We start from the raw sequence: 22,241 nt of genomic DNA on the forward strand, positions 1-22,241 counted from the left end.
TCCATAACAAGAGAAACCACCATGCAATTTCGCCGTACGCTCCTTGCTGCCTCCCTGGCCCTGCTGATCACCGGCCAAGCCCCGCTGTATGCCGCGCCGCCGCTGTCGATGGACAACGGCAGCAACGCGCTGACCGTGCAAAACAGCAACGCCTGGGTCGAGATCAGTGCCAGTGCCTTGCAACACAACATACGCACCCTGCAAGCGGAGCTGGGTGGCAAGTCCAAGCTGTGCGCCGTGCTCAAGGCAGACGCCTACGGCCACGGTATTGGCCTGGTGATGCCGTCGGTGATCGCCCTTGGCGTGCCTTGCGTGGCGGTCGCCAGCAACGAGGAAGCCCGTGTGGTGCGGGCCAGCGGCTTCACCGGGCAACTGGTGCGGGTACGCCTGGCCAGCCTGAGCGAGCTGGAAGATGCCCTGCAATACGACATGGAAGAGCTGGTCGGCAGCGCCGAGTTCGCCCGCCAGGCCGATGCCATCGCCGAGCGCCATGGCAAGACTTTGCGCATTCACCTGGCGCTCAACTCCAGCGGCATGAGCCGTAACGGCGTGGAAATGGCCAGCTGGAGCGGGCGAGGTGAGGCACTGCAGATCACCGACCAGAAGCACCTCAAGCTGGTGGCGTTGATGACCCACTTCGCCGTTGAAGACAAGGATGACGTGCGCAAGGGCTTGGCAGCGTTCAACGAGCAGGCCGACTGGTTGATCAAACATGCCAAGCTCGACCGCCGCCAACTGACCCTGCACGCCGCCAACTCGTTCGCCACCCTGGAGGTACCGGAAGCACGCCTGGACATGGTCCGCACCGGCGGTGCGCTGTTCGGCGACACCGTGCCCGAGCGTACCGAGTACAAGCGTGCCATGCAGTTCAAGTCGCGAGTGGCGGCGGTGCACAGCTACCCGGCTGGCAACACCGTCGGCTATGACCGCACCTTCACCCTGGCGCGCGACTCGCGCCTGGCCAATATCACCGTCGGCTATTCCGATGGCTACCGCCGGGTGTTCACCAACAAGGGCCATGTGCTGATCAACGGCCACCGCGTGCCGGTGGTGGGCAAGGTATCGATGAACACCTTGATGGTCGATGTCACCGACTTCCCAGACGTCAAGAACGGCAACGAAGTGGTGCTGTTCGGCAAACAGGCCGGTAGCGAGATTACCCAGGGTGAGATGGAGGAAATCAACGGCGCATTACTGGCCGACCTCTACACCGTGTGGGGCAGCTCGAACCCCAAGATTCTCGTCGATTGACCGCATTTGAAGGGAGACTGCCATGCGCTATGCCAAGCTGACCCAACGCATCGCCGGTGACGGTGCTGCCGCCTGGGACATCCACTACCGCGCCCTGGCGATGCAGGCCGAGGGCAAGGACGTTCTGCTGCTGTCGGTGGGCGACCCGGACTTCGACACCCCGGCCCCCATCGTTGAAGCGGCCATCGACAGCCTGCGTGCCGGCCACACCCATTACGCCGATGTACGCGGCAAACTCGCGCTGCGCCAGGCCATTGCCGATCGCCACCGGCAGCGCAGCGGCCAGCCCGTCAGTGCTGACCAGGTCACGGTACTGGCGGGTGCCCAGTGCGCTTTGTTCTGCGTGGCCCAGTGTGTGCTCGACCCGGGTGATGAAGTGATCGTCGCCGAGCCGATGTACGTCACTTACGAGGCGGTGTTCGGTGCCTGTGGTGCCACGGTGGTGCCGGTGCCGGTCAAGCCGGAGAACGGTTTTCGGGTGTGCCCGCAGGACGTGGCCGCGCGCATCACCCCCCGCACCCGCGCCCTGGCCTTGAACAGCCCGCACAACCCCTCGGGCGCGAGCTTGCCACGCTCGACCTGGGAGGCGTTGGCCGAGCTGTGCATCGCCCACGACCTGTGGCTGATCTCCGACGAGGTGTACAGCGAACTGCTGTACGAAGGCGAGCATGTCAGCCCGGGCAGCCTGCCCGGCATGGCCGAGCGCACCGCGACCCTCAACAGCCTGTCGAAATCCCATGCCATGACCGGGTGGCGGGTGGGCTGGGTGGTGGGCTCGCCTGAGCTGGCCACGCACCTGGAGAACTTGGCGCTGTGCATGCTCTATGGCTCGCCGGACTTTATCCAGGACGCCGCCGTGGTGGCCTTGAATCAGCCCTTGCCCGCCCTTGAGGCGATGCGCGAAGCCTATCGCCAGCGCCGGGACCTGGTGTGCGAACAGCTGGCCGGTTGCCCGGGCGTCAAGGCGCTCAAACCCGACGGTGGCATGTTCGTGATGGTCGATATCCGCGAAACCGGCCTCAGTGCCCAGGCCTTCGCCGACCGCCTGCTGGACCGCGAAGGCGTATCGGTACTGGCGGGAGAAGCCTTTGGCCCGAGCGCCGCCGGGCATATTCGCCTGGGGTTGGTGGTAGGCGCCGAAGCCTTGGCCGAGGCGTGCCAGCGCATTGCCCGGTGTGCGGGTGAACTGATGCAAGGAGAACTGTCGTGAATGTCCTGATCGTCCATGCTCACCCCGAGCCGCAATCCTTCACCGCCGCCCTGCGTGACCAGGCGATGGCTACCTTTCGCGCCCAGGGCCACTCGGTAAAGGTCAGCGACCTGTATGCCATGGGCTGGAACCCGGTGGCCAGTGCGGACGATTTCGCCACGCGGGAGAACCCCGAGTACCTGGTGTATGCGCTAGAGCAGCGCCTGGGGGTGAAGAGCGGCGCCATTGCCGCAGATATCCAGCAAGAGCTGGACAAGCTGTTATGGGCCGATTTGCTGGTGTTGAACTTCCCAGTCTTCTGGTTCTCGGCGCCGGCCATGCTCAAGGGCTGGATCGACCGGGTGCTGGTGTCGGGTGTCTGTTATGGCGGCAAGCGCTTCTACGACCAGGGTGGGCTGGCCGGCAAGAAGGCACTGGTGACGGTGACCCTTGGCGGGCGTGAGCACATGTTTGGCGAAGGGGCTATCCATGGGCCGCTCGAGGACATGTTGCGGCCGATTCTGCGAGGGACGCTGGCGTACGTTGGCTTCGACGTGCTGCCGCCGTTCGTGGCCTGGCATGTGCCGTATATCAGCGACGAAGCGCGCCAGGGTTTTCTGCAGCAGTACCAGCAGCGCCTGGAGCAGTTGGCGGATGATCAGCCGCTGGTGTTCCCGCGGTTGGCGCAGTTCGATGAGGCGTTGTACCCGCTGGCGTGAATCAACCCGAGTTTGAGTCGATTGATCCGGCCCTATCGCCGGCAAGCCGGCTCCCACAGTTACCGCACCGACTCTGGATTGTGTGCGATACCTGTGGGAGCCGGCTTGCCGGCGATAGGGCTATGAGTACCTACCAATGAGTATCTGCCCAAAAACGACCACCCACACATTCGGGGTATGTTGCCCTCAAGCAAATCCCCCGATAGTGAACCCATCGGCTCGTTCCGGAGCAGTCACACGATGGAGTTGCTATGCGCAAGGCACTGAAGGTGATTGGCAGCCTGTTGCTGGCGTCGGCCGCGACGCAGGCACTGGCGGTAGAGGGGGACAGCGGTAACACGTTAAGGCTGTACAACTGGACCGACTACATCGGCGAAACCACCTTGGCCGACTTCGAGAAGGCCACCGGCATCAAGGTCATCTACGACACCTTCGATGGCTACGAAACCGTCCAGACCAAATTGCTCACCGGCCGCTCCGGCTACGACCTGGTAATGCTCAACGCCTCCCTGGTACCCCCGTTGATTCAGGCCGGCGTGTTCCAGCCGCTGGACAAGCAGCAACTGCCCAGCTGGCACAACCTGGATGAGCAGGTGGTGAGCAACCTGCAAGGTTACGACCCCGGCCTCAAGTACTCGGCACCCTATACCTGGGGCAGCTCCGGGATCACTTACAACGTCGACAAGATCACCGCGCGCATGCCCGATGCACCGATCGGCTCGCTGGCCATGCTGTTCGACCCCAAGATCGTTTCGCGCTTCGCCGACTGCGGTGTCACCCTGATGGACGCGCCGACCGAGGTGATCCCGCTGGCCCTGCAGTACCTGGGCAAAGACCCTCGCAGCGCAGCGCCCGCCGACCTCAAGGCTGCCGAGCAGCTGCTGATGGGCATTCGCCCGTACATTCGCAAGTTCGACTCGGTCAACTACCTCACCAGCCTGCCCAACGGCGATGTCTGCCTGGCCCTGACCTGGTCAGGTGACTACGCCACCGCCCAGGCCCGTGCCATAGAAGCGAAAAAGGCCATCAAGCTGGCGTTCTTCATCCCCAAGGAAGGCTCGCTGATCTGGTTCGACAACCTCTACATCCCCAAAGACGCGCCGCACGCGGCCAATGCTCACCGCTTCATCGAGTTTTTGCTGCAGCCGCAGACCATGGCCAAGGTCACCGACTTCATCCACTACGCCAACAGTAATGCCGCTGCCACGGCGCTGGTGCACGCCGACATCCGCCAAGACCCGGCGATCTACCCCGATGCCCAGACCCGCCAACGCCTGTTCGCCCAGAAGACCCAGAGCCCCAAGGACATGCGCGCCATCACCCGGGTCTGGAGCACGGTCAAGACCGGTTTCTGAACACTGCCAACCGATTCCCGCCAAGGAGCTGCCCATGGCCACACCCAGCAAAGCATTCGCCATTGCCCACGACCCACTGGTGGACGCCGACAAGGCCCACTACATGCACGGCTACCATGTGTTCGACGAGCACCGCGAGCAAGGTGCGCTGAACATCGTCGAAGGTGAGGGCGCCTACATCCGAGACACCCACGGCAACCGTTTTCTCGATGCGGTCGGCGGCATGTGGTGCACCAACATCGGCCTGGGCCGTGAAGAGATGGCCCTGGCCATTGCCGACCAGGTGCGCAAGCTGGCCTACTCCAACCCGTTCTCCGACATGGCCAATGACGTCGCTATCGCGCTGTGCCAGAAGCTCGCGCAACTGGCGCCAGGTGACCTCGACCACGTATTTCTCACCACCGGTGGTTCTACCGCCGTCGATACCGCCTACCGGCTGATTCAGTACTACCAGAACTGCCGGGGCAAGCCGCACAAGAAGCACGTGATCGCGCGCTACAACGCCTATCACGGCTCCACCACCCTGACCATGGCGATTGGCAACAAGGCTGCCGACCGCGTGCCAGAGTTCGACTACGCCCATGACTTGATCCACCATGTCTCCAACCCCAACCCGTACCGTGCCCCGGACGACATGGACGAGGCCGAGTTCCTCGACTTCCTGGTGGCCGAGTTCGAGGACAAGATCCTCTCCCTGGGCGCCGACAACGTGGCGGCGTTCTTCGCCGAGCCGATCATGGGCTCGGGCGGGGTGATCATCCCGCCCAAGGGCTACTTCGAGCGTATGTGGCAGGTGTGCCAGACCTACGACATCCTGTTCGTCGCCGACGAGGTGGTGACCTCGTTCGGCCGCCTGGGCACCTTCTTCGCCAGCGAGGAACTGTTCGGCGTCACGCCAGACATCATCACCACCGCCAAAGGCCTGACCTCGGCCTACCTGCCGCTGGGCGCGTGCATCTTCTCCGAGCGGATCTGGCAGGTGATCGCCGAGCCGGGCAAGGGCCGCTGCTTCACCCACGGGTTCACCTACAGCGGGCACCCGGTGTGCTGCACGGCGGCATTGAAGAACATCGAAATCATCGAACGCGAGCAGTTGCTGGCGCACGTCAAGGACGTGGGCAGCTACCTGGAGCAACGGCTGCAAACCTTGCTCGACCTGCCTTTGGTGGGGGATGTGCGTTGCCTGAAACTGATGGCCTGTGTCGAGTTCGTTGCCGATAAAGCCAGCAAGGCGCTGTTTCCTGATGCGGTCAACATCGGTGAGCGCATCCACAGCAAAGCCCAGGCCAAGGGGCTGCTGGTGCGGCCGATCATGCACCTGAACGTGATGTCGCCGCCGTTGATCATCACGCATGCGCAAGTCGACGAGATCGTCGAAACCCTGCGCCAGTGCATCATCGAAACGGCGCGCGAACTGACCGCGCAAGGGCTGTACCAAGGGCGATGAGCCTGGCGCAAAGGGCTGTGCGTGGGCGTGCCTGGCAGGCTAGACTGCCGGGCATGACCCAGGCCACTTCCGACACTCCGCTCACCCTCTCGCTGGGGGCGCTGCAGCACTGGCATGCAGCGCTGCAGCGTGCGCTCGCCCACAGTGAATCAGTCGATGCCCTGAGCTACGTGGCGGCTGCGATCAGCCAACTGGTGCAGGTCGAGTCGATGATGATCAGCCTCGAATGCCAGGGGCGTGCACCGCGCCTGCTGTACAAGCAGGGCATCCCCGAGGTGCATCGTGATGCGGTGCTCGAGCGTTATTTCAGCGCGGGCTACCTGCTCGACCCCTTTTGCCTGGCCGTGCAGAGTGGCTTGGCCGAAGGGTTCTATCACTTGCAGGAAATCGCCCCGGACAACTTCTTCGACAGCGACTACTACAAGGCCTACTACCTGGGCACCGGCTGCAGTGAAGACAGTTACTACATCGTCGACCTCAGCGAGGGCCGCAAGCTTTCGTTCAGCTTGTTTCAGGGGTGCAGTGGCACGCGTTTGAGCAGCGGGCAGATCGACCTGTTGCGGGCGGTCGAGCCAATGGTGCGCGAGCTGCTGGTGCGTTATGCCCGCTACAACCTTGAACCTGCCACGGCCTTGGCTGAACGGGGCAGTGTACAGGCAGCGTTCGAGAGTTTTGGCTGCCAGGTGCTTACGGATCGTGAGCGTGAAGTGGCGCACATGATCTTGCGCGGGCACTCGGTGAAGTCCACGGCGGTGGAGTTGGGGATCTCGCCGGAGACCGTGCGCATGCACCGCAAGAATTTGTACCTGAAGCTTGAGATCAATTCACAGTCGGAGCTGTTTGCGCGGTTTATCGACTGGTTGCGCCAGGGTGCCGTCGAGCACACCCTGGCGTTGTAGGCGCGGCCCTGGGCGTCAGGCCTCGATCAGGGCAGTGATGGCCCGGCCGACCTCCTGGGTGGACTTATGCCCGCCCATGTCGCGGGTGGTGTTGCCTGCGGCGATGACCTGCTCGATGGCCTTGAGGATGTCATCGTGAGCGGCACGGTAGCGCGGGTCGGCACCGTCGTTGCCGAGGAATTCGAGCATCAGCGCACCGGACCAGATCATCGCGATCGGGTTGGCGATGTTTTTGCCGAAGATGTCCGGCGCCGAGCCGTGTACCGGTTCGAACAGGGACGGGAACTTGCGTTCGGGGTTGAGGTTGGCCGAAGGGGCGATGCCGATGGTGCCTGCGCAGGCCGGGCCGAGGTCGGAAAGGATGTCGCCGAACAGGTTAGAGGCCACGACCACGTCGAAGCGGTCCGGTTGCAGCACGAAGCGGGCGCAGAGGATATCAATGTGCTGCTTGTCCCAGCTGATTTCCGGATAATTGGCAGCCATGGCTGCGGTGCGTTCGTCCCAGTACGGCATGCTCACGGCCATGCCGTTGGACTTGGTGGCCGAGGTGACGTGTTTGCGTGCGCGGGTTTGTGCCACGTCGAAGGCGTATTTGAGGATGCGGTCGACCCCACGGCGGGTGAACACCGATTCTTGCAGCACAATCTCGTTTTCGGTGCCTTCGAACATGCGCCCGCCCAGGGACGAGTACTCGCCTTCGGTGTTCTCGCGGATCACCACGAAGTCGATGTCGCCGGGTGCGCGGCCGGCCAGCGGGCACGGCACGCCCGGGAACAGGCGCACCGGGCGAATGTTCACGTACTGGTCGAAGTCGCGGCGGAACTTGAGCAGCGAGCCCCACAGCGAGATGTGGTCCGGGACCTTGTCGGGCCAGCCGACTGCGCCGAAGTACAGGGCGTCGAAGCCTTTGAGCTGCTCGAACCAGTCGTCCGGCATCATCTTGCCGTGGGCCAGGTAGTAATCGCAGCTGGCCCACTCGAAGAACTCGAAGCTGATGGCCAGGCCGTGCTTGCGAGCGGCAGCCTCGACCACGCGAATGCCTTCGGGGAGCACTTCGGTGCCGATGCCGTCACCGGGGATGGCTGCGATTCTGAATGTCTTGGTCATGGGGCACACTCGTTGGCTAGGGAACAGGTGCGAGCCATGCTATAAGGCCTTAAATCGGAGATAATCCAGCCTTTCATGGATTCTTGGAACACGAAACGTGAATAATCTGCCCAACCTCGACGACCTCAACATCTTTCTACAGGTGGCCAAGCGCGCCAGCTTTGCCGCCGTGGCCGACGAGCTGGGCATGTCGGCGGCGTACATCAGCAAACGCATTCGCGTGCTCGAGCAAAACCTGCAGGTGCGCTTGCTGCACCGCACCACGCGGCGGGTGACGATCAGCGAAGAGGGTGAGCGGGTGTACCAGTGGGCGCTGCAGATTTTCGATGCGGTGCAGCGCATGGGCGATGACATCAGTGCCCAGCACCGCGAGCCGGCAGGGCAACTGCGCATCGCCAGCAGCTTGGGCCTGGGGCGCAGGTTCGTGGCCCCAGCCTTGTCGGAACTGGCCGAGCGCTACCCGCGTCTGGATATTCGGCTGGACGTGCATGACCGCCTGGTGGACCTGATCGAGGAGGGGGTCGACCTGGACATCCGCGTGGGCAATACCATTGCGCCCAACCTGATCGCCAAGCTGCTGGCCAAGAACCGTCGGGTGCTCTGTGCTTCACCTGCGTACCTGGCGCGGCAAGGCACACCGAAAGTGCTGGCCGACCTGGGCAGCCATGACTGCCTGGTGATCAAGGAGCGCGACCACCCGTTTGGTATCTGGCAGCTCGAAGGCCCTGAGGGCCAAGAAAGTGTGCGGGTGACGGGGAGCTTGTCCAGCAACCATGGCGAGGTGGCGCACCAGTGGTGCCTGGATGGGCGCGGAATATTGTTGCGGTCCTGGTGGGATGTGCACGACAGCCTGCTGGATGGGCGCCTGGTGCAGGTGTTGAGTGACTATCACCAGCCGGCGGATATCTGGGCCGTGTATACCTCGCCGCTGGCGAGTTCGGCCAAGGTGCGGGTGGCAGTGGATTTCTTCCGGCAGTATTTTGCCGAGCGGTATAGGTTGCCAGGGTAGCGGGGCTTTCGTGTTGTGGCGCCTATGCGATCGAGCGCCGCACGCGCGGCGCTTCGCAGCACAAGGCTGCTCCTACAGTTGTTTCGCAACGCCTGTACCAGCGCGCGCGACCGCCTCAGGAATAATTGGCCCGAAAAAATGTAGGAGCAGCCTTGTGCTGCGAAGCGCCGCGCGTGCGGCGCCCGATCTCATAAACGCCCCAAAAACCAAGTCAGGCACCCAACGCCTACCTCACCGGTATACGGCTAACCGCCTTGATTTCCCGCAGGGCCAGGCTCGACTGGATCGACGCTATGCCAGGTTGCCGCCGCAACACGTCTTCGACGAAACGGCCATAGCTTTCCAGGTCGGTCGCCAGCACCGTCAGCACGTAATCAGCCTCACCCGTGACCTTGTGGCAGGACAATACCTGCGGCAATTTCAGAATCACCTGCTCGAAGTCGTCAGGTGCTTCGGCCGAATGGTTGCCGAAGCGCACCTGGGCGAAGGCCATGACGTCATAACCCAGCTTCTTGCGGTCCAGGTTGGCCTGGTAGTCCTTGATCAGGCCCAGCTCCTCCAGGCGTTTGCGCCTGCGCCAACAGGGGGTCACGGTCATCGACAGGCGCTCGCCCAAGGCGGCGCTGGACAAGGTGCCGTCCTCCTGCAGCAGGCGCAGCAGTTCGCGGTCTACTTCGTCCAGTTCTTCGTAAGCAAAGGCTTTGCTCATTATGGGGCTACCGGGTGAATGTTTCGCTCAAGCATCCGGTTTGGCTGAGCATAAAGCAAAGCATTTTCAGCGGTCTGTCGCGAAAATTGGTTATCCGATACCACCTTGAAAAAGGACATTCGCGTGCTGACAGTCTTTAGCAACAAACACCGCTTGCACCATGGCTCCGAGCTCAAGGACGGGGCCATCACGCCGTCATTCGAGAACCCTCAGCGTGCCGATACCGTGCTGGCGCGTGTGCAGTCCACAGGCCTTGGCGATGTCATCGCCGAGCAATCGTTTGACCGTGCCTGCTATGTCGCGGCGCACAGCGAGCGCTATGTGAGCTTTCTGGAAAGTGCCTGGGCAGAATGGACCGCCACCGGCAAGACCCATGATGCGCTGCCGCTGGTATGGCCGGTGCGCGACCTGGCCATCGACCGGGAGCCGGGCTTCATCGATGGCAAACTGGGCTTCTACGCCATGGACGCCGGCGCGCCGATTACCGGCGGCACCTGGGAAGCTGTGCGCAGCAGTGCCAACGTGGCACTGACCGGCATGCAGCGTGTAATCGATGGCGCGCCCAGTGCCTTCGCCCTGTGCCGCCCCCCTGGGCACCATGCGGCCCGCGAATACATGGGCGGCTATTGCTACCTCAACAATTCCGCCATTGCCGCCGAACGCTGCCTGAGCCAGGGTGCACGGCGCGTGGCCGTGCTGGACGTGGATTTCCACCACGGCAACGGCACGCAGAACATTTTCTATGACCGCCCCGATGTGTTTTTCGCCTCGATCCACGGTGATCCGCATGTGTCCTACCCGTACTTCTCCGGCTATGCCCACGAACAGGGCGCGGGGGCCGGGGAGGGCTTCAATGCCAACTACCCGCTGGGCAAAGGCACCCTCTGGGCGCAGTACCGGCTGGCGTTGCAGGACGCGCTCAAGCGCGTTGTCGCGCACCAGCCGGACTTTCTTGTCGTGTCGCTTGGCGTCGATACCTTCGAGGACGACCCGATCAGCCACTTCAAGCTCACCAGCGAAGACTTCCTGCGCCTGGGCGCGGAGATCGCACGCGTAGGCATCCCGACGCTGTTCGTGATGGAGGGCGGCTACATGGTCGATGAAATCGGCATCAATGCCGTGAACACGTTGCAAGGGTTCGAAGGCGCGGTTCGATAGCACACCGTGGCAAGGCCCTGCGCGGGCCTTGTTCGAAAGCCCTGATACCCACAATAAAAAGAGGTCGCTCATGCAAGACATGTCCGCAAGCCTTGATCAAAGCAAACCTACAGACTCAGCCCAAGACGGGCACCTCAAACGCACGCTGGAAAACCGCCATATCCAGCTGATCTCCATTGGTGGCGCCATCGGCACCGGCTTGTTCATGGGCTCGGGCAAGGTCATCGCGCTGTCCGGTACCTCCATTCTGCTGGTCTACGCGATCCTCGGTTTTTTCGTGTTCTTCGTCATGCGTGCCATGGGCGAGCTGCTGCTTTCTGACCTGCGTTTCAAATCGTTCGCCGACATCGTCGCCCACTACCTGGGCCCGCGCGCCGGCTTCGTGCTGAGCTGGTCCTACTGGCTGAGCTGGAGCGTGGCGGTGGTCGGCGACGTGGTGGTCGTGGCGGGGTTCTTCCAGTACTGGTATGCGGATGTGCCCGCCTGGATACCGGCGTTCTTCACCCTGTTCGTGCTGCTTGGGCTGAACATGTTGGCGGTGCGAATCTTCGGCGAAGTGGAGTTCTGGTTCGGGATCATCAAGATCGTGGCCATCGTCACGCTGATCATCACCGCAGCGGTGATGATCGCCACCGCCTATGTATCACCCAACGGCGTGGTGGCCTCGCTGTCCAACGTGGTGGCGCCCGGCGCGGTGCTGCCCCATGGCATCAGTGGGTTTTTCGCAGGCTTCCAGATTGCCGTGTTTTCCTTCGCTGGCACCGAGCTGATCGGTACCACCGCCGCCGAGGCAAAGAACCCGCACCGTTCGCTGCCCAAGGCCATCAACACCATTCCTTTACGCATCCTGCTGTTCTACATCCTGGCGCTGGTGTGCATCATTAGCGTGGTCTCGTGGGCAGAAGTGCCGGCCAACCGCAGCCCCTTCGTCGAGCTGTTCCTGTTGGCCGGCTTTCCCGCCGCTGCCGGCATGCTCAACTTCGTGGTGCTGACGTCGGCGGCATCCTCTGCCAACAGCGGCGTCTATTCCGGCTGCCGAATGCTGTTTGGCCTGGCCGAGCGGGGTAATGCACCCGCCATCTTTGCCAGGCTTTCGGCCCTCAGCGTGCCGGTGCACAGTTTGCTGTTTTCGGCGATGTGCATGCTAGCCGGGTTGGCCCTGCTATTCATCATCCCCGAGGTGATGACGGTGTTCACGCTGATTTCGACCATCTCGGCGATTCTGGTGATCTTCACCTGGTCGATGATCCTCGCCGCGTACATCGCCTACCGCAAGCACAACCCGGCCGCGCACCAGGCGTCGAAGTTCAAGCTGCCGGGTGGCGTGCCGATGGCCGTCACCTCGCTGGGCTTCCTCGGCTTCGTGCTGGTGCTTCTGGCCCTAGAGCCGGATACGCGGATGGCCCTGTGCGTGATGCCGTTGTGGTTTGTCTTTCTGCTTGTGGCTTATCGACGGCGCAAGGCCTAACGCCCCTTGGCCAGGTAGGCGGCATATTCGTCATCCGGCACCATGCTGCCACCGGTGCCCCACACCAAGTGGGTCGCGTTGGCCATGCGCTGCGCCGTCAGCCCCATGCGCGCCAGGTACTGCGTTGCTTGCAGTACCTGCACCATGCCAGGCATGCCGGCCAGCGCCGAGGGCTCGAGGCGTACCTGCTCCAGGTCATGGGCCAGCACCAGCAATTGGTACAGCCGCTCGTCCGTGACCGTGTAGTAGCCGTCGAGCAGGCGCTGCATGGCCTTGCCGACAAAACCGGAAGGGCGGCCTACCGCCAGGCCATCGGCTGCGGTGACGTTGTCGATGCCGAAGTCCTGCACGCTGGTTTCGTCATGCAGCCCGGTGTACACGCCAAGGAACATGCAGGGCGAATGGGTGGGTTCGGCGAAGACGCAGTGCACGTGATCACCAAACAGCAGCTTCAAGCCGAACGCCACCCCGCCAGGCCCGCCACCCACGCCGCAGGGCAGGTAGACGAACAGCGGGTGCTCGGCATCGACCTTGATGCCGGCGGCCTTGAACTGGCCCTGCAAGCGTTCGGCAGCCACGGCATAACCGAGGAACAGGTGAGGCGAGTTTTCATCATCGACGAAGTAGCAAGTAGGGTCCGCTGCTGCTTGCTGGCGGCCTTGTTCCACCGCAACGCTGTAGTCGGAGGGGTACTCGATCACGCTCACGCCGTTGGCGCGTAGTTTGTCCTTTTTCCACTGCCGCGCATCCGACGACATGTGCACCGTGGCCTGGAAACCCAGCCGCGCGCTCATGATGCCGATCGACAGCCCGAGGTTGCCGGTCGAGCCGACCGCTACCTTGTACTGGCTGAAAAACTGCCGGGCGTCATCCCTGGCCAATACTCGGTAATCGCTGTCCAGGGTGATCAGGCCGGCCGCCAGCGCCAGGTCTTCGGCATGCTTGAGCACTTCGTGGATGCCGCCGCGGGCCTTGATCGAGCCGGAAATCGGCAGCTCGCTGTCGGCCTTGAGCCAGAGCGCACCGCCTTGGGCAAGGCCAGCCTCTTGCAGCAGGATGTGCTGCAGGGCAGGCAGCGGGCGAATCGGCGATTCGATGATGCCGCCAGACGCGGCGGTGTCGGGGAACACCTCGGCCAGGTACGGTGCAAACCGCTGCAGACGGGCACTGGCTGCGCTGACGTCGGTGGCAGTGAGGCCGACGTCGCCCAGGGCTTGTGCGGTGGGCACGATGCCTGGGTTGAACCAGCAGGTTTCGCGCAGCGTGACCAGGTCCTCGACCCGCGGGTGAGAGGCGTACCAAGCGTCTAGCGATTTGCCGTGAATCATGCGTTGTTCCTGTGTTGATGACCCGTGTGGAGTAGCAGGGTTGCCCCACATTCTGTGAACTGCCTATACCTCTCGGTATATGGACAGCCAACTGCCTGCCGAATAGCTTAACCCTCGACGGGGCGCACCTTGCATGCGCGATAAAAACAATTACGCCCCCCGCGACATTCAGTCCTGCCAACCCAACAACTCTTACAAGAATGAGGCGGCAAATGGAAAGCATCGGCACCTATGTCATCTACGTCATCATGGTGTGCGCGGTACTGGGTGCCGTGGCATCCATCTACAACCCGGAAGGCGAATTGGGCCAGGAATTCATTGCCGGCCTGCACAGCATTGGCCCCATCTTCATCCCCGTGGCCGGCATCATGGCGGCGATCCCTTATATTTCCGCAGGCATCAGCCAGTTGATCGCGCCGCTGTTCCTGGCGTTAGGCGCCGACCCAGGGATTGCCGGGCCCATCTTCATCGCCTCCGACATGGGCGGCTACCAGCTTGCCAAGGCCCTGGCGCAAAGCCCCGAGGGCTGGATCCTCGGCTTGATCACTGGCTTCCAGTCTGGTTCGACGATCATCTTCGTGATCCCGGTTGGGCTGGCGATGCTGCGCAAGGTCGACCACAAGTACATGGCCTTAGGCATCATGGCCGGCTTGTTGACCATTCCCGTCAGCATCATGGTGATTGCCATGACCATTCAAATGCTCGGCCTGGAGGTACGCCCGGACATCGCCACCACTGGCGTGGCCACTCAGGCACTGCACTTCACCTGGCCGATGCTGGTGCGTAACCTGATGCCGCTGATTCTGTTCTGCATCGCGCTGGCTGCTGCACTTCGCTACTTCCCGACGCTGATGGTCTACCTGTTCCTCAAACTTGGGCAGTTCATGTACATGACGGTGGTGTTGGTGCTGGTGGCCTCCATCGTCCAGTACTTCACCGGCTTCTTCAGCAGCGTATTCGGTGGCTGGGGCTTCGCCCCTATCATCGCCGATGCCGACGACCAGTTCCGCGCACTGGAAATTGCGGGATACGTCGGCCTGATGCTGTGTGGGGCATTCCCGATGGTGCACCTGCTCAAGCGCTTTCTGGCCAAGCCCATCGAGCGGGTCGCCTCGCGGTTCGGCATGTCGGGTGTTGGCGCAGCCGGTGTACTGGCCGCATCGGCCAACATCCTGGCGATGTTCAGGCTGGTCAGCGAAATGCCGCCCAAGGACAAGGTTTTGGTCATCGCTTTTTCGGTGTGCGCCGCCTTCACGTTCGGCGACCACATGGCGTTCTCTGCCAACTTCCAGCCCTCGTTGATCCTGCCGCTGATCATCGGCAAACTCAGTGGTGGCCTGGTCGCCATGTTGCTGGCCAGTTGGCTCGCCGTACCCAAGGCGCTTGAGATGGGGCGCCAGGATGAGGCCGCCAGCGCCTTCAAGGTGGCGGCTGAAGCGTCCTGATCGAAAAGCGTCGTCGACATGATCCGGAGCGCCCAGGGCGCCCCGGATTTTGTGCTTTTTGCGGCGCAGGGCGGTAAGTTCTGGGTGCTTCAGTGCACAAGAGCAGGGGGGAACGATGACATTGGAAGAAGCGAACAGGCTGGCGGCCGTTATCGACGCGATAGGCACGGAACACTTGGGGCCCGCCATCGATGCGCTGCTGCGAGAGAAACTGGCCTTTGAGATGAGCTGTGGCTACCTGTTCCAGTTCAACCAGAAGGCCGTGCTGGTGCATAACGGCTACAACGACTCGGTGTCGGAGCGCACCTTGAATGCCTACGTGCGCGGCGGCTACCTGCTCGACCCGTTTTATGTCGCCTGCGTCAACGAACACCCGCCCGGGCTGTGGCGCATGAGTGAGCTGGCACCCGACAGCTTCTTCTCTTCGGGCTTTTCCATCTCCAAGGACATCCACCCGTGCGTGTCGTCCGACTACGGCACCTCGGTGGAGGAGGTGGGGTTCATCATCGCACTGCGCCCCCAGGTGGCTGTCGTCTACTCGCTGATGCGCAACCTCAGCAGTGGCAGCTTCGGCCAAGACGACATGCAGATGCTGGCCGCCATGGCGCCTGTGCTGGCCTCGGTACTCGGGCAGCATTGTCGGCTGAAGTACGCGGATTGCCTGCGCGATGCGCCAGCCGAGAGCGTGGTGCTGGAAGATGCGTTCGTCGAGATCCTGCAGGGCCAGTTGACCGAAACGCAGCGCTACATCGCCAAGTTGCTGTTGCAGGGGCACAGCAACGCGTCGATTGCCAGGCAACTGAATATTTCCGATGGCACGGTGAAAGTGCACAAGCACAACATCTACCAGCGGCTTGAAATCTCTACCAACGCCGAGCTGTTTCGCCTGTTCATCGACTACCTGGCCAAGGCCTGACGGCCTTGAAAGCACAACGCCCGAGGTGCTCCCCCAGGCGTTGTGCCAAGCCGTTGCGGCCTACTTGAACAGCGGGCTCAGGTGCTCGCTGAGGTACACCCCCTGAGGGTCGAGCTGGCGGCGCAGGGTGCGGAAATCCTCGGCACGGGGGTAGATCGCGCTGACGTCGTCGCCGGTCAGAAAGAGCAGCTTGCCCCAGTGAGGCCGGGCGCCGTATGAACGCAGAATCTGGTCGACCGCACGCAGGTAGTCCCAGTAGTCGGTGCCTGGCTGGCCTGACACCGAAATGGTGACACTGTCCTGCTCGAAGAACGGGCTCATCCAGGCGCCGTCGCCTGCGGTGAAACGGTACTCGATGGGGTAGATCGCCTCGGGGAAGTCCTCGAGCATCAGCTTGCGCACCGCCCGCAAGGCGTCCTTGCTGTGCCTGATGGGCACGGCGTATTCCAGTTCATGGAAGTTGGGCAGGTACTCGATGGGGTAGACGTCCGAGCTGTAGGCCACTTTCTCGAGCGGGCTTTCCCAGGCCGGGCGGTCGGTGATGTCCATGACCTTTACTTCGCAGACGTCGGTGGTGCGCCCGCTGGTGGAGGTGGCGGCGGTGTCGGGCAGGCAGTAGCAGTGCCGGCTCTGCTCGTAGGGGCACCAGAAGAAGCTGAAGTGGCGGTGTGTACGGGCCAGATCGTCGTGCTTGTCCATCACGCTTTCGAAGTCTTCACGCCAGATGCGTTCGTGCAGGTTGAAGCTGTCGGTCACCTGCAAGGTCAGCTCCGAGACGATCCCCAGCACCCCCAGCGACACCCGGCCAGCCTGCAGCAGGTCGGGGGTGCTTTCGTCCACCACGATGATCTCACCGTTGGGCTGAACCAGCTTCATGCCGACGATCGAGGAGGCCAGGTTACCCAGGGTCAGGCCGGTGCCGTGGGTGCCTGTGGTCAAGGCACCGGCAATCGACTGGCTGTCGATGTCACCCTGGTTGACCATGGACAAGCCTGCAGCCCGCAGCGCCTTGCCGAAGGCGTTGATGGTCGTTCCGGCCGCCGCAGTGACACGTTTTTTCTCTAGGTCGATGTGGCGTACACCGCTCATGTTGCCCAGCGTCAGGTGCAAGCCATTGGTCAGCGCCACCGGGGTGAACGAATGCCCGGAACCTGCCACGCGCACGTTCATGCCATTGGCGCTGGCCTGGCTCACCAAGGTGCACAGTTCGTCTTCGCTGGAGGGCGCGCCACGCGCCGCGCGGATACACGACTGGTTGCCCGCCCAATTGCGCCAGTGCGCCTGATCGAGCCCGAACTCGTTGATGTGCATATTGTTCGATGAGGTGGTCACGTTGCTCTCCTGCCCATTATTGTTGTGATCAGATGGCGGTGTAGCCGTTGTCGGCAAACAGGTGGGCGCCGTTGACGAAACTGGCGTCGTCGCTGGCCAGGAACAGCGCCGCAGTGGCCACTTCCGACGGCTGGCACAGGCGCCCTTGGGCGGCGGCGATGGCATGTTCGCTGACATCCACGCCGTGTTTGCGCAGCATGTCGATTTCACGCAGGCCATGGGCGGTGGCGATGAAGCCCGGGCAGATCGCGTTGGCGCGGATGCGGCGGTCGCGGAACTCCACGGCGATGGCCCGGGCGAACATGTGCGTGGCGCCCTTGCTGGTGCAATACAGCACCTCCATCGGCGTGCCCACCACGGCCGAGATCGACGACGTACAGACGATGCTGCCGCCGCCTGCCGAGAGCATGCCCGGCAAGACCGCCTTGGTGACCAGGAACATGCTTTTCACGTTCACGGCCATGATCCGGTCCCATTCTTCTTCGCTGGTTTCCAGGAAGGGCACGGCAGCCAGGATACCGGCGTGGTTCATAAGGACGGTGATGGGCCCAAACGCCTGTTCCACGGCAGCAACGGCAGACTTGACCTGTTGCGCTTCGGAGACATCGGCGGGGGCGAACAGCACGTCATGGCCGGCATCGCGCAACTGCTGTGCCACCTCAGCGCCTTTGCTGCCAGGCAAGTCGACGATACCGACCCGCGCCCCCTCTGCCGCGAACAGCTCCGATGCGGCCAGCCCGCACCCACCCGCGCCGCCTGTAATCAGCGCGACCTTGCCCTTGAGACGTCCCGTCATGTTCGACTCCGCGCCGCGCCGTTTGCCGGCGCAGCATTGGTTTTTATTGAATGTGTGTGATGCCTCGGCGGTTCGCGATCGCGTGTCGGAGCATGAAACAGTTCAACGGGAACATCCATATACCGATGGGTATACGGGGAGGGCAGGTCAGGTCGCCTGTTGTGCAATCAACGCCAGGCACCGCTGCACGATCGGGCTCACATCGCCCTTGCGACGGCTGAGGATGATCGGGCTGACGGCGCTGGTGTCCAGCAAGCCGACATACTCGATATCCGTGCGGTGCTGCTGTTGCACCGACGCCGGCACCAGGGTCACGCCGAGCCCGACGGCCACCAGGCCGATGGCCGTTTGCAGTTCGTTGGCCCACTGGCTGATTTTCAGGGTCATGCCGTGGTGGGCGAACAGGGCCAGCACATGGTCGGCGTAGCTGGGCCTGGGGTTGGCCGGGTACAGAATGAACGGCTCCTTGGCCAGTTGCGCGAGGGTCAGTGGGGTGCCTGCCAACGGGTGGCCCTTGGGCAATACCGCGACCAAGGGGTCTTCGCACAGCACCTGCTGGAGGATGGCCGGGTCATCGATACGAATACGGCCGAAGGCGATGTCGATGCGGCCACTCTTGAGTGCCTCGACCTGCTGCAGCGTGGTCATCTCGCTCAACCCCAGTTCCAGCTCGCTGTCCTGGCGCAGTTCGCGGATCAGCGCTGGCAGCACGGTGTACAAGGTCGAGGGAGCAAAACCGATGCCCAGCCATTGGCGTTGCCCGTGGCCGATGCGGCGGGTGTTGTCGCTGATGTTTTCCAGTTGCTGGAGCAGGGTGCAGGTCTGTTCATAGAAGAACCGCCCGGCTTCGGTCAGGCGCAGCGGGCGCTCACGCAGCACCAGCAGCGTGCCGAGCTGCTCCTCGAGCTGGCTGATCTGCCGGCTTAGCGGCGGCTGGGCGATATGCAGCAGCTCGGCAGCACGGGTGAAGTTCAGCGTTTCGGCCAGCACCTTGAAGTAGCGAAGGTGACGCAGTTCCATCAGACCTCCAGGGTATGGTGGGAGATTCATTTGATATTGGACGGGTATCAGGGTCTCGCGCAATGCTTGATCAATCAAGTAAGTGCAACTATCGGGTCTGCCATCTGCGGTCCGATCTGACGGGACCTGGCAACAATGACAAACACCCTGATTGAACGCATAGATGCAATTATCGTCGACCTGCCGACCATTCGCCCGCACAAGCTGGCCATGCACACCATGCAACAGCAAACCCTGGTGGTATTGCGCGTGCGTTGCAGCGACGGCGTCGAAGGTATCGGCGAGGCGACCACCATTGGTGGCCTGGCCTACGGCTATGAAAGCCCCGAAGGCATCAAGGCCAATATCGACGCACACCTGGCACCGGCGCTGATCGGCCTGCCGGCAGATAACATCAACGCCGCCATGCTCAAGCTGGACAAGCTGGCCAAGGGCAACACCTTTGCCAAGTCGGGGCTCGAAAGCGCCTTGCTCGATGCCCAGGGCAAGCGCCTGGGCCTGCCGGTCAGCGAACTGCTGGGCGGCCGCGTACGCGACAGCCTGGAAGTGGCCTGGACCCTGGCCAGTGGCGATACCGCCCGCGATATCGCCGAAGCCCAGCACATGCTGGAGATCCGTCGCCACCGTGTGTTCAAGCTGAAGATCGGCGCCAACCCGGTGGAGCAAGACCTCAAGCACGTGGTGGCGATCAAGCGCGAGCTGGGTGACAGCGCCAGCGTGCGGGTCGACGTCAACCAGTACTGGGACGAGTCCCAGGCCCTGCGCGCCTGCCAGGTGCTCGGCGACAACGGAATCGACCTGATCGAACAGCCCATTTCGCGGATCAACCGCGGCGGCCAGGTGCGTCTCAACCAGCGCAGCCCAGCGCCGATCATGGCAGACGAATCGATCGAAAGCGTCGAAGACGCCTTCAGCCTGGCCGCGGACGGCGCGGCCAGCATCTTCGCCCTGAAAATCGCCAAGAACGGCGGCCCACGTGCAGTGCTGCGCACAGCGCAAATCGCCGAAGCGGCCGGTATCGCCCTGTACGGCGGGACCATGCTCGAAGGCTCGATCGGCACCCTGGCTTCGGCCCACGCGTTCCTCACCTTGCGCCAGCTGACCTGGGGCACCGAGCTGTTTGGGCCGCTGCTGCTGACCGAAGAGATCGTCAACGAGCCGCCGCAGTACCACGACTTCCAGCTGCACATTCCACGCACGCCAGGCCTTGGCCTGACCCTGGACGAGCAGCGCCTGGCGCGCTTTGCCCGCCGCTGAACTGTACATTCAACGCCTTAAGGAGAACCCTCATGCTGTTCCACGTGAAGATGACCGTGAAACTGCCGGTCGACATGGACCCGGCCAAGGCCGCCAAGCTCAAGGCCGATGAAAAGGAACTGGCCCAGCGCCTTCAACAAGAAGGTACCTGGCGCCACCTGTGGCGCATTGCCGGGCACTACGCCAACTACAGCGTGTTCGATGTGGCAAGCGTCGAGGCCCTGCACGACACCCTGATGCAACTGCCGCTGTTCCCGTACATGGAGATCGAGGTGGACGGCTTGTGCCGCCACCCGTCGTCGATCCACAGTGACGACCGCTGATTCGTCCCTGACTACCTGACAAGAACAAGATGAGGTAAGCAAAATGACCGTGAAAATTTCCCACACTGCCGAGATCCAGTCGTTTTTTGAAGAGGTCGCAGGCCTTGGGCACGCCGAGGGTAACCCGCGCTTCAAACAGATCATCCTGCGCGTGCTGCAGGACACTGCCCGCCTGATCGAAGACTTGGAAGTGAGCGAGGACGAGTTCTGGCATGCCGTCGACTACCTCAACCGCCTGGGCGGCCGTAACGAGGCGGGCCTGCTGGCAGCGGGCCTGGGGATCGAGCACTTCATCGACCTGCTGCAAGACGCCAAGGATGCCGAAGCGGGCCTGACCGGCGGTACCCCGCGCACCATTGAAGGCCCGCTGTACGTTGCAGGCGCGCCGCTTAGCCAAGGCGAAGCACGCATGGACGATGGCACCGACCCCGGCGTAGTGATGTTCCTTCAAGGCCAGGTATTCGGCGCCGACGGCAAGCCGCTGACAGGCGCTACCGTCGACCTCTGGCACGCCAACACCCAGGGCACCTATTCGTACTTCGACTCGACCCAGTCCGAGTACAACCTGCGCCGACGCATCATCACTGACGCAGAGGGCCGCTACCGCGCCCGCTCCATCGTGCCGTCCGGTTATGGTTGCGACCCGCAGGGGCCAACTCAGGAGTGCCTGGACTTGCTTGGCCGCCACGGCCAGCGCCCGGCGCACGTGCACTTCTTCATCTCCGCGCCGGGGCATCGCCACCTGACCACGCAGATCAACTTCGCCGGTGACCAATACCTGTGGGATGACTTTGCCTATGCCACCCGTGATGGGCTGATCGGTGACCTGCGCTTTGTCGAGGATGCGGCGGCGGCGCATGATCGGGGCGTGCAAGGGGAGCGTTTCGCCGAGTTGGCCTTCGACTTCACGTTGCAGGCTGCGCAGGCGCCTGAGGCCGAAACCCGCAGCCATCGCCCGCGTGCGTTGCAAGACGGCTAAAGCTCGACCCTTGTAGGAGCAGCGCAAGGCTGCTCCTACACACGCCAGCCTCCACAGGATTCACCGTTTTATGCCTGGGCCTTTCCGTGCGGGGAGGGTCCGGGCTTTTTTGTGTGCCACATGTGGTGTGGGAAAAGAAAGTGTTGTCTTGAGTTTGGAGGTGGCACTCGGCTGACGCTCAACCCTTGTAGGAGCAGCCTTGTGCTGCGAAGAGGCCGGTGAAAACACAGTAAATCTACGCTGCTGTCACCGGCCTCTTCGCAGCGCAAGGCTGCTCCTACACACGCCAGCCTCCACAGTTTTCACCGTTATGCCTGGGCCTTTCCGTGCGGGGGGTCCGGGCTTTTTTGTGTTCCACATGTGGTGAGGGAAAAGAAAGTGTTGTCTTGAGTTTGGAGGTGGCGCTCGGCTGACGCTCAACCCTTGTAGGAGCAGCCTTGTGCTGCGAAGAGGCCGGTGAAAACACAGTAAATCTACGCTGCTGTCACCTCCAGTCGATAACAGGCCTGCTCAACCGGGCCCACCACCGGTGAT

General features: G+C 62.7%; 20 protein-coding genes. 14 read left to right on the top strand and 6 right to left on the bottom strand.

Annotated features, from left to right (window positions below):
• Positions 1-21: 21 nt before the first annotated feature.
• From alr to OO306_RS20585, 6 genes are all read left to right on the top strand, one after another.
• The gene (gene alr / locus OO306_RS20560; RefSeq protein ID WP_265969770.1) at positions 22-1,251 is read left to right on the top strand and encodes an alanine racemase; all 1,230 of its coding nucleotides are present in this window, start codon (positions 22-24) and stop codon (positions 1,249-1,251) included.
• A gap of 22 nt (positions 1,252-1,273) precedes the next feature.
• Entirely contained in the window at positions 1,274-2,461 is a 1,188-nt protein-coding gene (locus OO306_RS20565; protein WP_265969771.1) for a pyridoxal phosphate-dependent aminotransferase, read from the top strand.
• Positions 2,458-3,159, top strand: coding sequence for an NAD(P)H-dependent oxidoreductase (locus OO306_RS20570; protein WP_265969772.1), 702 nt, complete (start codon positions 2,458-2,460; stop codon positions 3,157-3,159). The genes OO306_RS20565 and OO306_RS20570 overlap by 4 nt, the downstream gene beginning before the upstream one ends.
• A gap of 251 nt (positions 3,160-3,410) precedes the next feature.
• The gene (locus OO306_RS20575; RefSeq protein ID WP_265969773.1) at positions 3,411-4,514 is read left to right on the top strand and encodes a polyamine ABC transporter substrate-binding protein; all 1,104 of its coding nucleotides are present in this window, start codon (positions 3,411-3,413) and stop codon (positions 4,512-4,514) included.
• A gap of 34 nt (positions 4,515-4,548) precedes the next feature.
• The gene (locus tag OO306_RS20580; protein WP_265969774.1) at positions 4,549-5,961 is read left to right on the top strand and encodes an aminotransferase; all 1,413 of its coding nucleotides are present in this window, start codon (positions 4,549-4,551) and stop codon (positions 5,959-5,961) included.
• Entirely contained in the window at positions 5,958-6,860 is a 903-nt protein-coding gene (locus OO306_RS20585; protein ID WP_265969775.1) for a helix-turn-helix transcriptional regulator, read from the top strand. Before OO306_RS20580 ends, OO306_RS20585 begins: the two co-directional genes overlap by 4 nt.
• 15 nt (positions 6,861-6,875) lie before the next feature.
• Here OO306_RS20585 and OO306_RS20590 read toward each other — a convergent pair whose 3' ends face one another.
• Positions 6,876-7,967, bottom strand: coding sequence for a tartrate dehydrogenase (locus OO306_RS20590; RefSeq protein ID WP_265969776.1), 1,092 nt, complete (start codon positions 7,965-7,967; stop codon positions 6,876-6,878).
• Positions 7,968-8,064: 97 nt separating this feature from the next.
• Between OO306_RS20590 and OO306_RS20595 the strand changes: the two genes are divergently transcribed.
• Positions 8,065-8,976, top strand: coding sequence for a LysR substrate-binding domain-containing protein (locus OO306_RS20595; protein ID WP_265969777.1), 912 nt, complete (start codon positions 8,065-8,067; stop codon positions 8,974-8,976).
• Positions 8,977-9,202: 226 nt separating this feature from the next.
• Here OO306_RS20595 and OO306_RS20600 read toward each other — a convergent pair whose 3' ends face one another.
• Complete coding sequence (locus tag OO306_RS20600; RefSeq protein ID WP_027593659.1) at positions 9,203-9,685, bottom strand: Lrp/AsnC family transcriptional regulator; 483 nt, start codon at positions 9,683-9,685, stop codon at positions 9,203-9,205.
• 123 nt (positions 9,686-9,808) lie between these two features.
• Between OO306_RS20600 and OO306_RS20605 the strand changes: the two genes are divergently transcribed.
• Positions 9,809-10,843 carry a histone deacetylase family protein gene (locus tag OO306_RS20605; RefSeq protein ID WP_265969778.1) on the top strand — a complete coding sequence of 345 codons (1,035 nt, stop codon included), beginning with the start codon at positions 9,809-9,811 and terminating at the stop codon, positions 10,841-10,843.
• A gap of 70 nt (positions 10,844-10,913) precedes the next feature.
• The gene (locus tag OO306_RS20610) at positions 10,914-12,311 is read left to right on the top strand and encodes an amino acid permease (protein ID WP_027593657.1); all 1,398 of its coding nucleotides are present in this window, start codon (positions 10,914-10,916) and stop codon (positions 12,309-12,311) included.
• Here the strand turns inward: OO306_RS20610 and OO306_RS20615 are convergent.
• The gene (locus OO306_RS20615; RefSeq protein ID WP_265969779.1) at positions 12,308-13,639 is read right to left on the bottom strand and encodes a D-serine ammonia-lyase; all 1,332 of its coding nucleotides are present in this window, start codon (positions 13,637-13,639) and stop codon (positions 12,308-12,310) included. The two genes, OO306_RS20610 and OO306_RS20615, sit on opposite strands and share 4 nt — an antisense overlap.
• A 212-nt stretch (positions 13,640-13,851) precedes the next feature.
• Here OO306_RS20615 and eutH point away from each other — a divergent pair, with 212 nt between their 5' ends.
• Positions 13,852-15,084, top strand: coding sequence for an ethanolamine utilization protein EutH (gene eutH, locus OO306_RS20620; RefSeq protein WP_265969780.1), 1,233 nt, complete (start codon positions 13,852-13,854; stop codon positions 15,082-15,084).
• A gap of 115 nt (positions 15,085-15,199) precedes the next feature.
• A complete protein-coding gene (locus OO306_RS20625; RefSeq protein ID WP_186683192.1) occupies positions 15,200-16,000 on the top strand; it encodes a helix-turn-helix transcriptional regulator in 801 nt (266 codons plus the stop codon).
• 60 nt (positions 16,001-16,060) lie between these two features.
• On the opposite strand, the gene OO306_RS20630 is transcribed toward OO306_RS20625, so the two are convergent.
• The 3 genes from OO306_RS20630 to OO306_RS20640 form a co-directional block, all read right to left on the bottom strand.
• On the bottom strand, positions 16,061-17,332 hold the full coding sequence (locus OO306_RS20630) for a D-arabinono-1,4-lactone oxidase (protein WP_265969781.1): 1,272 nt from the start codon (positions 17,330-17,332) through the stop codon (positions 16,061-16,063).
• 28 nt (positions 17,333-17,360) lie between these two features.
• The gene (locus OO306_RS20635) at positions 17,361-18,128 is read right to left on the bottom strand and encodes an SDR family NAD(P)-dependent oxidoreductase (RefSeq protein ID WP_265969782.1); all 768 of its coding nucleotides are present in this window, start codon (positions 18,126-18,128) and stop codon (positions 17,361-17,363) included.
• Positions 18,129-18,275: 147 nt separating this feature from the next.
• Positions 18,276-19,148, bottom strand: coding sequence for a LysR family transcriptional regulator (locus OO306_RS20640; protein ID WP_099428992.1), 873 nt, complete (start codon positions 19,146-19,148; stop codon positions 18,276-18,278).
• Between the two features lie 135 nt (positions 19,149-19,283).
• Between OO306_RS20640 and OO306_RS20645 the strand changes: the two genes are divergently transcribed.
• The 3 genes from OO306_RS20645 to catA are packed head-to-tail and all read left to right on the top strand — an operon-like array spanning position 19,284 to position 21,707.
• Entirely contained in the window at positions 19,284-20,405 is a 1,122-nt protein-coding gene (locus OO306_RS20645; RefSeq protein WP_027593654.1) for a muconate cycloisomerase family protein, read from the top strand.
• A gap of 32 nt (positions 20,406-20,437) precedes the next feature.
• On the top strand, positions 20,438-20,728 hold the full coding sequence (gene catC / locus OO306_RS20650) for a muconolactone Delta-isomerase (protein WP_027593653.1): 291 nt from the start codon (positions 20,438-20,440) through the stop codon (positions 20,726-20,728).
• Between the two features lie 43 nt (positions 20,729-20,771).
• Positions 20,772-21,707, top strand: coding sequence for a catechol 1,2-dioxygenase (gene catA / locus OO306_RS20655; RefSeq protein ID WP_265969783.1), 936 nt, complete (start codon positions 20,772-20,774; stop codon positions 21,705-21,707).
• Positions 21,708-22,241 lie beyond the last annotated feature (534 nt).

The sequence above is a fragment of the Pseudomonas sp. DCB_AW genome (genome assembly GCF_026240895.1).
Classification (GTDB): domain Bacteria; phylum Pseudomonadota; class Gammaproteobacteria; order Pseudomonadales; family Pseudomonadaceae; genus Aquipseudomonas; species Aquipseudomonas kermanshahensis.